The organism is Dokdonella aquatica (assembly GCF_051987395.1).
GTDB lineage: Bacteria > Pseudomonadota > Gammaproteobacteria > Xanthomonadales > Rhodanobacteraceae > Dokdonella.
In genome coordinates, this window is record NZ_CP197094.1 from 2324434 (window position 1) to 2339448 (window position 15015).

The following is a 15015-nucleotide window of genomic DNA, read 5'->3' on the forward strand; positions in this document are numbered from 1 at the left end:
GTGCCGTGGTCTTCAGCCCGCCGACTGCAGGCGGGCGAGCTGCTCACGCAGCGCGGTAAGCGTCGTCGTGAAGTCGGCCAGGCGCGTGCGCATCTCGTCGACGACCGCGGCCGGTGCGTTGGCGACGAAGGTCTCGCTCGCGAGCTTGCCGTTGCATTTGCCGATCTCGCCCTCGACCCGCTTGATCTCCTTCTCGAGGCGAGCCTTCTCGGCGCCGAGGTCGATGAGGCCGGCGAGCGGGATCAGCACGCGCAGCTCGCCGACGATCGCGGCGGCCGAGGCAGGTTCGTCGTCGCCGGCTTCGAGCCAGCGCTGCGATTCGGTACGTGCGAGGAACGCGACCTGGGCGGCGAAGCGTGCGGTGCGCTCGCGGTCGGCCGGGCCGCCCTTCGCGTAGAGCAGCGGGATCGGCTTGCCTGGCGCGATGTTCATCTCGCTGCGGATGCGGCGCACGCCCGACAGCACCGAACGGAACCATTCGATGTCGGCGATCGCGGCGGCGTCGAGGCCTTCGCCGACATCTGCCGCGACCGGATAGCGCTGCGTCGAGATCGTCTCGCCGGCGATGCCGAGCTTCGGCGCGACCGCGTGCCAGATCTCCTCGGTGATGAACGGCGTGACCGGGTGCAGCGCGCGCAGGATCGCCTCGAGCACGCGCAGCAGGGTCGCGCGCGTCGACGCCGCCGCGGACGCGTCCTCGCCGTTGAGCGCGGGCTTGGCGAGTTCGAGGAACCAGTCGCAGTAGTCGTTCCAGACGAACTCGTACAGCGCCTGCGCGACGAGGTCGAAGCGGTAGGCCGCGAACTGCGCGTGCACCTCGTCGAGCGTCACGGCGAGGCGCGACAGGATCCAGTGCTCGGCCGGCGTGACGGGTGAGGAGCCGGGCGACGCGACCGGCGCGTCGTCGGTGTTCATGAGCACGAAGCGCGCGGCGTTCCAGAGCTTGTTGCAGAAGTTCTTGTAGCCCTCGGCGCGCTTGAGGTCGAAGTTGATCGTGCGGCCGTAGGTCGCGAGCGCCGCGAACGTGAAGCGCACGGCGTCGGCGCCGACCGCGGTGATGCCGTCCGGGTAGTCCTTGCGGATGCGCTTCTCGACCTTCTCGCGCACCTGCGGGATCAGCAGCGAGCCGGTCGACTTGGCCACGAGCGACTCGAGGTCGATGCCGTCGATCAGGTCGAGCGGATCGATCGTGTTGCCCTTGGACTTGGACATCTTCTGGCCTTCGGCGTCGCGCACGATGGCATTGATGTAGACGTCGCGGAACGGCACCTTGCCGGTGAAGTACTGGGTCGCCATGACCATGCGCGCGACCCAGAAGAAGATGATGTCGAAGCCGGTCACGAGCACCGCGCTCGGCACGAACACCTGGTCCTCGGACCAGTCGGCGACGAGATGCCCGTTCTCGAGCGTCGGGCCCGCCGACGGCCAGCCCATCGTCGAGAACGGCCACAGCGCCGACGAGAACCACGTGTCGAGCACGTCGGGATCCTGCACGAGCGCACCGACCGGCGCGACGTCGGCGTTCGCGACCGCGTCGGCCTCGTCCTCGCCGACGAAGATGTTGCCGGCCTCGTCGAACCAGGCCGGGATCTGGTGGCCCCACCAGAGTTGGCGGCTCACGCACCAGTCCTGGATGTTCTCGAGCCACTGGTTGTAGGTGGTCGACCAGTTGTCCGGCACGAAGCGGATGTCGCCGTCGCGCACCGCGGCGAGCGCGGGTTCGGTGATCGCCTTGCGGCCGCCCGGGCCGGGCTTGCCGTCGATGCGCGTATCGCGCGTGAGGTCGAGGAACCACTGGTCGGTCAGCATCGGCTCGATGACCGCGTCGGTGCGCTGGCTCACCGGCACCTGCAGCTTGTGCTTCTTGGTCTCGACGAGCAGGCCGGCGGCCTCGAGGTCGGCGAGGATCTGCTTGCGCGCGGCGAAACGGTCGAGGCCGCGATAGGCCTCGGGGGCGTCGTCGGTGATCTTCGCGTCGAGCGTGAGGATCACGATCGGCGTCAGGCCGTGGCGCGCACCGACCTGCCAGTCGTTGAAATCGTGCGCGGGCGTGATCTTGACGCAGCCGGTGCCGAACTCGCGGTCGACGTAGTCGTCGGCGATGACCGGGATCTCGCGGCCCGTCAGCGGCAGCACGAGCGTCTTGCCGATCAGGTGCGCGTAGCGCTCGTCCTCGGGGTTCACCGCGACCGCGACGTCGCCGAGCATCGTCTCCGGGCGCGTCGTCGCGACGACGAGGCCGTCACCGCCGTCGGTGGTGGGGTAGCGGATCGACCACAGCGAGCCGTCCTTCTCCTGGTTGTCGACTTCGAGGTCCGACACCGCGGTCTGCAGCACCGGATCCCAGTTGACGAGGCGGCGGCCGCGGTAGAGCAGGCCGTCGCGGTACCACTGCACGAACACGCGGCGCACCGCGGCCGACAGGCCCTCGTCCATCGTGAAGCGCTCGCGCGACCAGTCCACCGACGCGCCGAGGCGGCGCATCTGGTTCGTGATCGTCGAGCCGGATTGTTCCTTCCACTCCCAGACGCGGCCGATGAACGCCTCGCGGCCGAGGTCGTGGCGCGACTGGCCCTGCGCGGCGAGCTGGTTCTCGACGATCTTCTGCGTCGCGATGCCGGCGTGGTCGGTGCCGCCCTGCCACAGCGTGCGGAAGCCGCGCATGCGGTGGTAGCGCGTCAGCGCGTCCATGATCGTCTGCTGGAACGCATGGCCCATGTGCAGCGTGCCGGTGACGTTCGGCGGCGGCAGCAGGATGCAGTACGGCGTGCCGTCGCCGGCCGGCTCGAACGTGCCGGCGGCCTCCCAGCGTGCGTACCACTTCGGTTCGATCTGGCCGGGTTCGAAGCTCTTGTCCATGGGCGTGGGGCGCTGCCCGCGCGTGGCGGACACGGTTCTCGAAAAGGGGGCGGCATTGTAGCGTCGCCGCGGTCCGCCCCGCATGCGCGCCGGTGTCGCGTGCGCGGGCAGGACCCGTCGCGCTATCGTGCGGCGTCCTTATCCTTCAGGAGCCCGCATGAGCGCGCAGGTCCACGTCGTCACGCATCCCCTCGTGCAGCACAAGCTCACGCTGCTGCGCCGCAAGGGCACCAGCACGAGCGAGTTCCGTGCGCTGCTCGGCGAGCTGTCGACGCTGATGGCCTACGAGGTCACGCGCGACCTGCCGACCCACGAGGTCGCGATCCAGACGCCGGTAGGCCCGGCCACGGGGCGCCTCGTCGACGGCAAGAAGACCGTGTTCGTGGTGATCCTGCGCGCCGGCATCGGCATCCTCGACGGCATGCTCGCGGTGGTGCCGAGCGCGCGCGTCGGCCACATCGGCCTGCAGCGCGATCCCGAGACGCTGGTCGCCAACGAGTACTACTTCCGCATGCCGCGCGGCATGCGCGAGCGCGACGCGATCGTCGTCGATCCGATGCTCGCGACCGGGCATTCGGCGGTGGCTGCGCTCGACCGTCTCAAGAAGACCGCTCCGCGTTCGATCCGCTTCGTCAGCCTCGTGAGCTGCCCGGAAGGCATCGCCCACCTGCACGCGCACCATCCCGACGTGACGGTCTACACCGCGGCGATCGACGAGGGCCTCAACGACCACGGCTACATCGTGCCGGGCCTCGGCGACGCGGGCGATCGCTACTTCGGCACCAAGTGACGCGCCGCGGCGCGACTCACATGTCGTGCTTGGCGATCTCGTAGCCGCGCCTCTTGTACTCGGTCCAGCGGCGGCGTGATTCCTCGCGTTCGGCCGGATCGGCGGCGACCACCTCGAGCACGCGCTCGTGGCGGCCGAGTGCGCAGTAGTCGCGCAGGTTGATCGCGAGCGGGCGTTCCTCGGCCTCGACATCGGGCGGCACGATGAGCACGGCGGTGACCGCGTCGTCCTCGTCGCCGGCGATCTGGTGAGGGATGAACGCATCCTCGTCGAAATCCCACAGGCGTGCATCGATCGCCTCGGCCTCGTCGAGCGAACGCGCGAGGATCACGGTCGGCTGCTCGGCCGCGAACGCGCGTTTCGCGAGTTCGCAGACCAGCAGCAGCGGATCCTCGGCGAAGCGCGGCTTGGCGATGAGGTAGAAGTCCGCGCGCGGCATCGGCTCAGATTCCCGGGCCGGTGGGCGCAGGCGTGCCGCTGAACGCCATCATGAGGCCGCCACCGACTGCCGAGGCGACCCCGATCGCGACGACGAGGCCCAGGAAGCCGAGGATCGGCGCCTGGCGCGCGCCGGGCTGGCGCGTCTTGTAGAGGTAGTACGGCACGAACACGATCGCGAGCAGGATGATGCCGACGTTGAGCCAGATCGGCCGGCGGATCTCGAGCTGCGCGCTGTCCAGGTGCAGCCAGCGGAAGCCGAGCAGCATCAGCGTGACGTTGGCGATCAGCTGCGTGACCGTGATCGAGGGCTGCTGCGCGAGGTCGGGATTCAGCGCCACATTGAGGATGCTGAACACCAGCGACGCGCCGAGCATCGCCGCGATCGTCGAGGCCTTCTGTCGCTCGATGGCCTCGACCGCAGGGCGCGGCGACGGTGGCGGCGGAGGCGGTGCGGGCGGCAACTGGGGCGTGTCGTCGTTCATGCGCTGCGGTCGATCAGGTACTGCACGAGCAACGGCACCGGGCGGCCCGTCGCGAGGCCCTTGCGGCCCTCGTCCCAGGCGGTGCCGGCGACGTCGAGGTGGGCCCAGCGGTAGCCGTTCGTGAAGCGCGCGAGGAAGCAGCCCGCGGTGATCGCGCCGGCGTACTTGCCGCCGATGTTGGCGACGTCGGCGAAGCCCGAGTCGAGCTGGCCCTGGTAGTCATCCCACAGCGGCAGGCGCCAGGCGCGGTCGTGCGTGGCGTTGCCGGCGGCGAGCAGCTGGTCGGCGAGTTCGTCGTCCTTGGTCATGAGGCCGCTCGCGTGCTTGCCGAGCGCGACCACGCAGGCGCCGGTCAGCGTGGCCGCATCGATGATCACCTGCGGCTCGAACTTCTGCACGTAGGTCAGCGCGTCGCAGAGGATCAGGCGGCCCTCGGCGTCGGTATTGAGCACCTCGATCGTGAGGCCCGACATGCTCGTGAGCACGTCGCTAGGGCGGTAGCTGTTGCCGTCGGGCATGTTCTCGACCGCGGCGACCACGCACACGAGATTGATCGGCAGCCTGAGCTCGACCGCGGCGACGAATGCGCCGAGCACGCCGGCGGCGCCGCACATGTCGAACTTCATCTCCTCCATGCCGGCCGACGGCTTGATCGAGATGCCGCCGGTGTCGAACGTGATGCCCTTGCCGACCAGCGCGTACGGCTTGACGCCGTTGCCGGCGCCGTTCCACTGCAGCACGGCGAGCTTGGGCGGGTTGGCCGAGCCCTGGGCGACGCCGAGCAGCGAGCCCATGCCGAGCGCCTGCATGTCGTCGCGCTCGAGTACCTCGCAGCTCACGCCGTCGTGCGCGTCGGCGAAGGTCTTCGCCTGCGCGGCGATCCACGCCGGGTTGCAGATGTTGGGCGGCAGGTTGCCGAGCTCGCGCGCGAAGCGCACGCCGCCGGCGATCGCATCGGCCTCGACGAGGGCACGGTCCTGTCCGTCGCCCGCGAACGCGATCGACTCCAGGTGCACGGCGCGCGCATTGTCCTTGGGTTTGAACGTGGCCGTGTAGCGGTAGGCCTGCAGGTCGGCGGCGAGCGCGGCGGTGCGCAGCTTCCACGCCGCGTCGCGGCCCGGCACGTCGACTTCGGTCAGCCACGAGGTCGCCGAGGCGACCGGCAAGCCCTTGAGCGCACGCGCCGACTCGTTCGCGGCGCGGTGGAACGCCGCGGCATCGAACTTCTTCGAATCGCCGAGGCCGACCACGAGCACGCGTGCCGCGGTGACGCCGGACAGGTTGAACAGCAGCGTCGTGCTGCCGGCCTTGCCGGTGATGTCGCCGCTTGCGACGAGGCGCTTGATGCCGCCGCCGGTGGCCTCGTCCAGGCGCGCGGCGGCACTCGTCAGCACGCGGTCCTCGTAGAGGCCGACGATGATGCACGGCGAGTCGACGGTCTCGGGGGCGGCCTGGGCGAGGCTGAACTTCAGGGTCATGGACGGTTCCGCAAACGAAGGGAGAATGTCGCGCCGTCGCCGCGTGGCCGTGCCGAGCCGTTAGACTGGGCGGCCGCGCGCGCTGCATCCGCGGCGCGAAACCCGTGATTCTAAGGCATAGTCAACCGGTGCTGCGCATCCTCGACCGCTACCTGCTGCGCGAACTGCTGCTGAGCTTCCTGGCCGTGGGCGTGGTGCTGCTGATGATCAGCATCGGCGAGACCGTCGCCGACGTGCTGGGCCGCGTAGCGCGCGGCAAGCTGCCGGCCGACGTGCTGTTCTCGATGATCGGCCTGCGCGCCGTCGACAGCCTCAATGTGCTGCTGCCGCTGGCCGTGTTCCTCGGCGTGCTGCTCGCCTACGGGCGCCTCTACCGCGACAGCGAGATGGCCGTGCTGAGCGCGTCCGGGCTCGACGTGACCGGCCTGTTGCGGCCGCTGGCGCTGCTCGCGGTGCCGATCGTCATCCTGCTCGGCTGCGTGTCGTTCTGGCTCGCGCCGTCGGCGGTGCGCCTGTCGCAGAGCCTCGTCGAGGAGGCCAACCGTTCGCTGCTGATCGCGGGCCTCGAGGCAGGGCGCTTCGTGTCGCTGCCCGGTCAGGAGGGCGTGATCTACGTCGGCGACATGTCGCCCGACGGCACGCGTTTCGGCCGCATCTTCGTCGAGAACGAACGCCTCGCCGCGGACGGCACGACGCAGATCGACATCGTCACTGCCGAGACCGGCGAGCTCTACCGCGACACCGCGGGCGAGGACCGTTACCTCGTGCTGCGCGACGGCTTCCGCGTCGAGGGGCGCCCGGGCCAGGACGATTTCCGGCTGCTGCGCTTCGCGCGCAACGACCTGCGCCTGCCCGACAACGACGCCGAGGACAACGCGACCTACGGTGCCAAGCGCTCCGCACCGACGCCGGTGCTGTGGGCCAGCGACGATCCCGTGCAGCGTGCCGAACTGCACTGGCGCCTCGCGCCGCCGCTGTCGGCGCTGATCCTCGCGTTGCTGGCGCTGCCGCTGTCACGTTCGAACCCGCGCCAGCCGCGCTACGCGAGCATGATCGTCGCGGTGCTCGGCTACATCGTCTACGCGAATTTCCTCGCCCTCGGCCGCTCCTGGATGATCCAGGGCAAGCTGTCGTTCGCGTTCGGCCTGTGGTGGGTGTACCTGCCCACGCTCGCGATCGCGATCGTGCTGATCCGCCGCGGCCAGACGCTGCGGCGTCCGCGTGCGCGCCTGCGCCGGAGTGCCGCATGAGGCTGCCGCGTTTCCTTCGCGTCGATCGCCTCGTCGCGATGTCGGTGCTCGGCGCGGTCGGGCTGACGTGGTTCGTGCTCGTCGGCTTCGATGCGTTCACGATCTTCGTCGGCCAGCTCAACGACGTCGGCAAGGGCAGCTACACGCTGGCCAAGGCCGCGAGCTACACGTTGCTGACGATGCCGCGCCGGCTCTACGAGATGTTCAGCTATGCGGCGCTGATCGGCGGCCTGCTCGGCCTCGGTGGCCTCGCCGGCACCGGCGAGCTCACCGCACTGCGCGCGGCCGGCATGTCGAAGCTGCGCATCTGTGCCTCGGTGGTGCTGACGCTCGTGGTCCTGACCGCGGGCGTGGTCGTGCTCGGCGAGACGCTCGCGCCCTACGGGGACCAGAAAGCCAAGGAGGTCGCGCTGTCGGCGACCTCGAGCGACGTCACGCTCGCCAAGGGCGGCAGCGTGTGGGCGCGCGACGGCGGCACCGTCATCAACGCCGGCAACGGCCGCACCTACCCGACCGACGACGGCGTCGCGGTCGACCTCAACCGCGTGCGCGTGTTCGAGTTCGATCCGGCAGGGCGACTGACCGTGCTGTCGGTGGCCGAGCGTGCGACCCACACGCGCGGACAGTGGACGCTGTTCGGCGTGCGCCGCACCGTGTTCGGCGAGGATTCCGCGACGAGCACGAAGATGGCCGAGGAGGCCTGGACCTCGACGCTCGATCCCGACCTGCTCGCGCTGAGCATCGTCAAGCTCGACTATCTCGGTTTGCGTGATCTCGCACGCAACATCGCCTACTTCGAGCGCAACGGGCAGGACTCGCGTGCGTTCCGCGAAGCCTACTGGGGGCGCCTGTTCTACCCGCTCAACGTGCTCGTGCTCGCGTTCTGCGCGCTGCCGTTCGCGTTCGGCGCGCTGCGCAGCGGCGGTCTCGCCAAGCGCCTGTTCCTCGGCGTGATCCTCGCGATCGGCTTCTACTTCCTGCAGCGCGCGGTCGTGAACCTCGGCTCGGTGTACGGCTTCTCGCCCGTGGTCGCGAACCTGATCCCGCCCGTGCTGCTCGTCGCGCTCGCGACGGCGTACTTCCGCCGCAACGCCTGACGCCGCCTCAGGGCGCGGCGTCGAAGCCGTCCGCGAACAGGCGATCGGGCGCCTGCGAGCAGCGGTAGCCGTCGCGCAGTTCGACCGCATCGACCCACTGGCCCGAACCCGCGGGGCTCAGGCTTTCGTCGGTGCCGACGCGCCAGCGGAACTGCACGACGTGGCCTGCGAGTGACGCCGGCAACGCGACGCGCACGTGGCGCCAGCCGCCGCTCGAGCCGGTCCATGCGCTGCGGCCGGCGAGCGGATTCGACCAGTCCGGAGAGACCGTGCCCGCATAGCCCCCTTCGAGGAAGGTCGCGCCGCCGGCAAGTACGTCGACGAACGTGCCGCCGTCGACGCGCATCTCGAGCACGGCGCCGTCGAAGCCGTTCTCGAGCGAGAAGCGTTGCCGGAACGTGAGGATCGCCTCGTTCGTGGTGATCGGGAATGTCGGCGAAGCCAGGCGCGCATCGGCGACGGTCGCCGGCGCGACGACGCCGGCGGACTGCGCACCGTCGGCGGCGACGTCGGCCACCGTACGCCACGGGGTGCCGCCCGTTGCGGTGTCGGCGAGCCAGCCCGCCGGCAGCGCCGGCGCCGGCGCTGCCTCGAAACCTTCGTCGAGGACGACCTCGAGGACGCCCGTGCGCAGGACGCGGCTGACCGTGCCGAGCGGCGAACCCGACGACGAGAGCTCCCACGTGGCCGTGATCTCCGCACCGCAGGCGATCGCCGGATCCACGACGAAGGCGTGGTTGCGCATCGCAGCGGCGGCTCCGGGCTGCAGCGTTCCATAGGCCTGCGAAGCAGAGGCCGGGTGTACGCCGCCGCCGGCGCGCAGCGTCGCCGTCGTCGCGGCGGCCGCAAGCGAGCCGATGTTGTCGAGGCCGAGCGCATAGACGACGCGCTCGCCGGGATCGGGCGCCCCGTTGGGCGGCAACGCGGTTTCGGCGACGAGGTCGAGTCCCGCCTCGCGGACGTAGGGCATGTCGGTGGCCGTGGCGTTGTGCACCACGAGTGCGAAATCCTGGTCGATGACGTCGCCGTTGCCGGGTACGCCGTCGGCGACGAGTCCCGCGCCGAGCACGCGCACGGCCATGCGCGTGCCCGCGGCGATCCCTGCGGGCAGGAACACGCTCTCGACGTTGTTGGCGCGATCGGGATCGCCGCCGGTCGACGACACGGCACCGCTGAACACGTTGCCGAAGTAGGTGCGTCCGTCGATGTCGACGACGAGATCGAGGTCGTTGAGCTGCGGAGCGCCGCTGGTCGGCCCCGGTGCGTCGGTCCAGGCGAGGGTGACGCGCACGGGTTCGCCGTCACGTGCGACCGTGGCCGTGAACGCACGCGTGCCGCCCGAGCCGACGAGGCGGTCGGTGGACTCCTGGTCGCGCAGCAGCCGCGGCGTCGAGTCCAGTGCCTTGCCGAGATCGAGCAGGCCCATGCCCTGCCGGTTCGACCAAAGCGAATCGTTCGCACCGGTCCCGGTCAGGTGGCGCGCGCTGTTCATGAGCATCGCCTTGGTCATCGCCGGGCTCGGCGCGGCGCGTCCCTGGTTGAGGAAATGCTGGCGCAGCAGGGCCGCACCTCCGGCCACGGCAGGTGTCGAATGGCTGGTGCCGCTCGAGGCGGTGTACCACTGCTGTTGCAGCGGCCAGTAGAGGCTCGGCGAAGGCCCGCCGCAGACCACGGCGCCAGTGAAGTCCGGTGCCGCGACGCCCGTGGTCCACGGCGACGGCGGCGGAGCGTCCTGCCATACCCCGCCGCTGATGTGCGTGCCTGGCGCGACGAGGTCGGGCTTGTGGCGCCCGCCGATCGCGGGTCCGCGGCTCGAGAAGCCGATGATGTCCTCGGCATGGTTGGCGCCGGCGTCGGTGATCGCGCAGCCGTCGAAACCGCCGAAGGCCTGCACGCCCTCGGACGCGCCCACGGTGAGCACGTTCTTGGCCACGCCGGGCTCGCGCACCGTTTCCGCAGCCGGGCCTGCGTTGCCGGCCGAGAACAGGATGACGAGCTCCTGCAGGCCCGGCAGGTCGTCGGCGGCGTCGCGCACGAGCGCATCGTAGGCCTGCGCGCGCGGCGTGTAGGCGCCGCTGAACGTGTTGCCCCACGAGTTCGTGCTGATGCGCGCGCCGTCGTCCCACGCGGCGCGTTCGAGCGCGGCGACGTCGGGCTCGGTGTAGTCGGGGTCGAAGACCGTCGAAGCACCGAGGCGTACGAAAGGCGCGACGCCCAGGCCGTAGCGGAAGCCTTGTGCATCGGCGTGCGGTGCCGCGTCGAAAGGTGTGCCGCCGGGCACGTAGCCGCCGACGATGTGCGCGTTGAGCGTGCCGTGCCCGTCGACACCGCGACCACCCGACGGTCCCGGCGTGCCGACCACGCGCGAGAACGCGACCCTGCTCGCGAGCGATGCATTGCCGGACGTGTAGAGGGCGAAATGGTTCGGCGCGACGGTGCCGTTGTCGAGGCCGCTGTCGACGACGTTGACGACGAAGCCGCTCGCGTCGAACTGCGCCTGCGCGAAGCCGCGCGCGGCGAGCCAGCCGAGATGGTCGCCGGCGACGGGCATGCCGGCGGACACGAAACCGGTCACGATCCGGTTCTGGCGCTCGTCGTGCGGGCGCGTCGGGCCATCGGGATTGATGGAGACCACGTCGCCGCGGTCGGCCAGCGCGGCGATCGTGCCCGCGCCGGCATCGAGCTGCACGTTCACGTAGCCGGCGCGGCGTCCGACGCGCGGTACGTCGCGGGCACGGCCGCGCAGCCGCTCGAGCGTCGCGGCATTCGCAGCGGCGTCCTCGACGAGCTGCACGACGAGCGGGCCGCCGGCGTCGGCGGCAAGCGACGGATGCACGCGCTGGGCGGCGAGGTAGGGCATCACGGCGCGCACGTGGGCGGCACCCCGCAGCGCCTGCAGGCGTGCGCGCGCTGGCGCGTCGGCCTGCACGAGCCAGGCGTCGCGCTGCAGCGGCGTGACGATGCGGGCGCCCGTCGAGACGAGTTCGGCGTGCCAGGCCGCTCGCATCGGTGCCGCGAACTGCACGAGGTGCAGGCTGCGGCCCGCGGTGACGATCGCCGGAGCCTGCGCGAGGCGCGCGGCATCGGCACTCGAGGTGTCGACGATGCCGGCGTTGAGCATCAGGAGGCGTTGCGCGTCCTCCAGGCGTGCGCCGCGGGCGAGAAGGACGTCGAAGTCGGCGGCATCGACATCGGCGATGCTGAAGGCCTCGTAATCGTGGCGTGCGAGCACGGCGATGTCGTCGAGGATCGCGCGGCGTGCCGCGTCGACGCGCACGACATGGTGCGGCCCGTCGCTGCGGTAGCCGCGCGTGTCCAGCGTGTCGGGGGTCGCGCCCGCGCCGGGCAAGGGTTTCGCGGGCGTGGTGTCCGCGGGTCCGGTCGGGGGCGCGGCCGAAGCGGTGGCGAACACGGCACCGAGCGCGGCGGACAAGGCGATCGGCAGCGGCAGTCGTGGCATGCGGACGCACCTCGCGGGGAATCCGCGAAGCCTAGGCCGCACCGGCCCGCCACGCCAGCCGCGTGCGCCGACGGCGTGACCGGATCGCGCGTTTCAGCGCGGCGGCATGTGCACGAGCGAGGTCGCCGATGCGATGTCGTGCCATGCGCGGCGCTCGCGGTCGACGAGGCACCATGCGAAACCGAGGCCGGCCGCGAGCGTCGAGGCGATCGCGACGCCGAACCGTGCGAGCGCGCGCAGGAACGATGGCGGGCGCCCGTCGCCGCCGACCACGCGCACGCGCCACGCACGCATGCCGATCGTCTGGCCGCCGCGCGACCACGAGATGGCGAAATACAGCGCTGTTGCGGCGAGCAGTGCAGCCTGCAGCACCGCGTGGTAGAGCGGCGGCTGGTGGGCGACGTCGACGTCGCCGTGGAACGCGGCCAGCACGAGCGCGGCGACGAGCATCCACACCGCGACGAGCACGAGAAGGTCGTAGGACGCGGCGGCGAGGCGGCGCCACAGAGAGGCGGGTGGGGTGGCGGACATGATCGTGCGCGATGGCGAATCGCGATAGCCTCGCGGTTCACCCGAGCCGACGCAACCGTTGCGATGCCCCGATCCTCCCCGCGAGCCGCAGCCGACCCCGCCGACCTCGCGCTCGTGGAGCGCTTCCTCGAACGCGCCTGGTCCGAACTCGGACTCGCCGACAACACGCTCGCGAGCTACCGTCGCGACCTCGTCGCGTTCGCCGCGTGGCTGGCGGGGCAGGGCATGCGCCTGGACGCCTGCGATCGCGCCGCCGTGTTCCGCTACCTCTCCGAGCGGACCGCCGCCGGTGGCGTGAAGGGCAAGGGCTACCACGCCCGCTCGAACGCGCGCCTGCTGTCGAGCCTGCGCCAGTTCTACCGCGTGCTGCAGCAGGACGGTCGCATAGCCGAGGATCCGACCCTGCTGGTCGACGCGCCGAAGCTGCCGCGCGGCCTGCCCAAGGCGCTCGCGGAGGGCGAGGTCGAAGCGCTGCTGCGGGCGCCGCCGGAGACACCGCTGGGCCTGCGCGACCGCAGCATGCTCGAGCTCATGTACGCGACCGGCCTGCGCGTCAGCGAGCTCGTCGACCTGCGTGCCGAGCAGGTCAACCTGCGCCAGGGCGTGCTGCGCGTGACCGGCAAGGGTGGCAAGGAGCGCCTCGTGCCGATCGGCGGCGAGGCGCAGCGCTGGCTCGAGCGCTACGTGGCCGAGGCGCGGCCTGCGCTGCTCAAGGGCGGGCGCGCCGATGCCCTGTTCGTCACCGCGCGCCGGGCTGCGATGACGCGGCAGATGTTCTGGACGCTGGTCAAGAAGCATGCGCTCGTGGCCGGCGTCGCCTCGGCACGCATCTCGCCGCACGTGCTGCGCCACTCGTTCGCGACGCACCTGCTCAACCACGGCGCCGACCTGAGGGCGCTGCAGATGCTGCTCGGGCACAGTTCGCTGTCGACGACGCAGATCTACACGCTGGTCGCCAAGGAGGGGCTCAAGCGCCTGCATGCCCTGCATCACCCGCGCGGCTGAACGCCGCGCGGCGCCGCTGCGTGCCCGTCCACCGGCAGGCGTGCGAGAATGGGGACCCCGCACGGAACCAAGTCCGTGTGCCGTGGTCCATCCCGGATCCCGCCCCCCGTCATCCCGCCGCATGCTCCGATTCGCGTCGTTCCTCCTGATCCTGGTCGCCGTCCTTGCCTCGCCGGTGCATGCCGCCGAGGGCGATGCGGCGCGCCGCGCCATCCAGAAGACCGCGCCGATGCTGCCGATCAAGGGTTTCGGCACATCGGCGCTGCCGGGATTCTACGAAGGCATCATCGGCGGCAAGGTCGTCTACGCGACGCCCGACGGCGCCTATGTCGTACGTGGCGCGCAGGTCGAGCGGAGTGCCGATGGCGAGGACCTCACGGATGCGAGCATGGCCGCACGTCGCCTCGAGGTGCTTGCCGGCGTCGGTGCCGACCAGCGCATGAGCTACGCGCCACGTGATCCGAAGTACCGCATCACCGTGTTCACCGATCCGGATTGCCCGTACTGCCGGCGCCTGCACGGGGCGATGGCCGAGTACAACGCGCTCGGCATCGCGATCGACTACGTGTTCTTCCCGCTCAGCATCCATCCCGACGCCGACAAGAAATCCGCATCGATCTGGTGCGCGCCCGACCGGAATGCCGCGTACGACCGCGCGATGGCCGGGCAGTCGGTGGACCGCTTGACGTGTCCGAACCCGGTGTCGGCGACGATGGCCGCAGGCGTGGAGATCGGTGTCAATTCGACGCCGACCGCGATCACGCCCGCAGGTCGGGTCGTCAACTCGACCGTGTTGCTGTCGCCGCGACGCCTGCTGGCCGAACTGCAGCGGGCCGATGCCGCGGAATCCTCCCCGTCGCGCTGAATGGAGCCGTCGCCATGCGTCCCCTCGTGATCCTTGCCTTGTTGTCCGCGAGTTCCATGGCCACCGCCGGAACGCCGGCCGAAACCGTGAATGCGGCGATGGCCCGGCTCGCCCCGCAGGTCAAGGTGGACGTCGCGCAGGAGTCGGCGATCCCGGGCTTCTACGAGGCCATGGTCGGCAACCAGCTCGTCTACGTGAGCAAGGATGGCCGCTTCGTGCTCGACGGCAGCGTGACCGACGTCGAGGCAGGCCTCGACCTTACCGAGGTCGCGCACGCGAAGCAGCGTCGCGCCACGCTCGTGGAGATCGGCGCGGACAAGCGCATCGTGTTCGCGCCCGACAAGCCGAAGTACACCGTCACGGTGTTCACCGACGTCGATTGCCCGTTCTGCCGCCGCTTCCACGACCGGATCGCCGAGTACAACGCGCTCGGCATCGCGGTCGAGTACGTGTTCATGCCACTCGACATCCATCCCGGTGCCGACGTGAAGTCCGAGGCCGTGTGGTGTGCGAGCGATCGCAAGGCCGCGTTCACGGCGGCGATGTCGGGTGCCGACACGGGCAAGGCCACCTGTGCCAATCCGGTCGCCGAAACGACGCGGCTCGCGCGTCGCATGGGCATCAATGGCACGCCGACCACGCTCACCTCCGACGGCACGCGCATCGCGCCCGGTGTGGCGATGTCCCCGCAGCAACTGCTTGCCGAACTGGCCCGGCTGGAAAAGAATCCCGTTTCCGCGCACTGATCCCGCGCCCC

12 protein-coding genes are annotated in these 15015 nt (G+C 70.7%); 6 read left to right on the plus strand and 6 right to left on the minus strand.

Annotation, left to right across the window (positions count from 1 at the left end; genetic code table 11):
* Positions 1–12: 12 nt before the first annotated feature.
* Positions 13–2859, minus strand: coding sequence for a valine--tRNA ligase (locus ACQQ2N_RS10200; protein ID WP_440225608.1), 2847 nt, complete (start codon positions 2857–2859; stop codon positions 13–15).
* A gap of 157 nt (positions 2860–3016) precedes the next feature.
* Between ACQQ2N_RS10200 and upp the strand changes: the two genes are divergently transcribed.
* On the plus strand, positions 3017–3649 hold the full coding sequence (gene upp / locus ACQQ2N_RS10205) for a uracil phosphoribosyltransferase (protein WP_440225609.1): 633 nt from the start codon (positions 3017–3019) through the stop codon (positions 3647–3649).
* 16 nt (positions 3650–3665) lie between these two features.
* Here the strand turns inward: upp and ACQQ2N_RS10210 are convergent, their stop codons facing one another.
* From ACQQ2N_RS10210 to ACQQ2N_RS10220, 3 genes are read right to left on the minus strand one after another with little or no spacing between them, the layout of a single operon-like run.
* On the minus strand, positions 3666–4088 hold the full coding sequence (locus ACQQ2N_RS10210; protein WP_440225610.1) for a DNA polymerase III subunit chi: 423 nt from the start codon (positions 4086–4088) through the stop codon (positions 3666–3668).
* 4 nt (positions 4089–4092) lie between these two features.
* Positions 4093–4572 (minus strand): hypothetical protein, encoded by a 480-nt coding sequence (locus ACQQ2N_RS10215; RefSeq protein WP_440225611.1) that lies wholly within the window; start codon positions 4570–4572, stop codon positions 4093–4095.
* A complete protein-coding gene (locus ACQQ2N_RS10220; RefSeq protein ID WP_440225612.1) occupies positions 4569–6050 on the minus strand; it encodes a leucyl aminopeptidase in 1482 nt (493 codons plus the stop codon). The genes ACQQ2N_RS10215 and ACQQ2N_RS10220 overlap by 4 nt, the downstream gene beginning before the upstream one ends.
* A gap of 128 nt (positions 6051–6178) precedes the next feature.
* Here ACQQ2N_RS10220 and lptF point away from each other — a divergent pair, with 128 nt between their 5' ends.
* On the plus strand, positions 6179–7300 hold the full coding sequence (gene lptF, locus ACQQ2N_RS10225) for an LPS export ABC transporter permease LptF (protein WP_440225613.1): 1122 nt from the start codon (positions 6179–6181) through the stop codon (positions 7298–7300).
* Positions 7297–8397: an LPS export ABC transporter permease LptG gene (lptG, locus tag ACQQ2N_RS10230; protein ID WP_440225614.1), complete on the plus strand. Its 1101-nt coding sequence runs from the start codon at positions 7297–7299 to the stop codon at positions 8395–8397. Before lptF ends, lptG begins: the two co-directional genes overlap by 4 nt.
* A 7-nt stretch (positions 8398–8404) precedes the next feature.
* Here lptG and ACQQ2N_RS10235 read toward each other — a convergent pair whose 3' ends face one another.
* A complete protein-coding gene (locus tag ACQQ2N_RS10235; RefSeq protein WP_440225615.1) occupies positions 8405–11857 on the minus strand; it encodes a S8 family serine peptidase in 3453 nt (1150 codons plus the stop codon).
* Between the two features lie 93 nt (positions 11858–11950).
* Entirely contained in the window at positions 11951–12388 is a 438-nt protein-coding gene (locus ACQQ2N_RS10240) for an RDD family protein (protein ID WP_440225616.1), read from the minus strand.
* Between the two features lie 63 nt (positions 12389–12451).
* On the opposite strand from ACQQ2N_RS10240, the gene xerD reads away from it, so the two are divergent.
* The 3 genes from xerD (at position 12452) to ACQQ2N_RS10255 (ending at position 15004) form a co-directional block, all read left to right on the plus strand.
* Entirely contained in the window at positions 12452–13393 is a 942-nt protein-coding gene (gene xerD, locus ACQQ2N_RS10245) for a site-specific tyrosine recombinase XerD (RefSeq protein WP_440225617.1), read from the plus strand.
* 121 nt (positions 13394–13514) lie between these two features.
* Positions 13515–14258: a DsbC family protein gene (locus tag ACQQ2N_RS10250; protein ID WP_440225618.1), complete on the plus strand. Its 744-nt coding sequence runs from the start codon at positions 13515–13517 to the stop codon at positions 14256–14258.
* 56 nt (positions 14259–14314) lie between these two features.
* The gene (locus ACQQ2N_RS10255; protein ID WP_440225619.1) at positions 14315–15004 is read left to right on the plus strand and encodes a DsbC family protein; all 690 of its coding nucleotides are present in this window, start codon (positions 14315–14317) and stop codon (positions 15002–15004) included.
* Positions 15005–15015 lie beyond the last annotated feature (11 nt).

Bases quoted from the DNA above. Each gene is read 5' to 3' on its own strand.
- ACQQ2N_RS10250 (WP_440225618.1), top strand. From the start codon at position 13,515: ATGCTCCGATTCGCGTCGTTCCTCCTGATCCTGGTCGCCGTCCTTGCC.
- ACQQ2N_RS10200 (WP_440225608.1), bottom strand. From the start codon at position 2,859: ATGGACAAGAGCTTCGAACCCGGCCAGATCGAACCGAAGTGGTACGCA.
- lptG (WP_440225614.1), top strand. From the start codon at position 7,297: ATGAGGCTGCCGCGTTTCCTTCGCGTCGATCGCCTCGTCGCGATGTCG.
- xerD (WP_440225617.1), top strand. From the start codon at position 12,452: ATGCCCCGATCCTCCCCGCGAGCCGCAGCCGACCCCGCCGACCTCGCG.
- ACQQ2N_RS10240 (WP_440225616.1), bottom strand. From the start codon at position 12,388: ATGTCCGCCACCCCACCCGCCTCTCTGTGGCGCCGCCTCGCCGCCGCG.
- ACQQ2N_RS10220 (WP_440225612.1), bottom strand. From the start codon at position 6,050: ATGACCCTGAAGTTCAGCCTCGCCCAGGCCGCCCCCGAGACCGTCGAC.
- ACQQ2N_RS10255 (WP_440225619.1), top strand. From the start codon at position 14,315: ATGGCCACCGCCGGAACGCCGGCCGAAACCGTGAATGCGGCGATGGCC.
- ACQQ2N_RS10210 (WP_440225610.1), bottom strand. From the start codon at position 4,088: ATGCCGCGCGCGGACTTCTACCTCATCGCCAAGCCGCGCTTCGCCGAG.
- ACQQ2N_RS10215 (WP_440225611.1), bottom strand. From the start codon at position 4,572: ATGAACGACGACACGCCCCAGTTGCCGCCCGCACCGCCTCCGCCGCCA.
- upp (WP_440225609.1), top strand. From the start codon at position 3,017: ATGAGCGCGCAGGTCCACGTCGTCACGCATCCCCTCGTGCAGCACAAG.
- ACQQ2N_RS10235 (WP_440225615.1), bottom strand. From the start codon at position 11,857: ATGCCACGACTGCCGCTGCCGATCGCCTTGTCCGCCGCGCTCGGTGCC.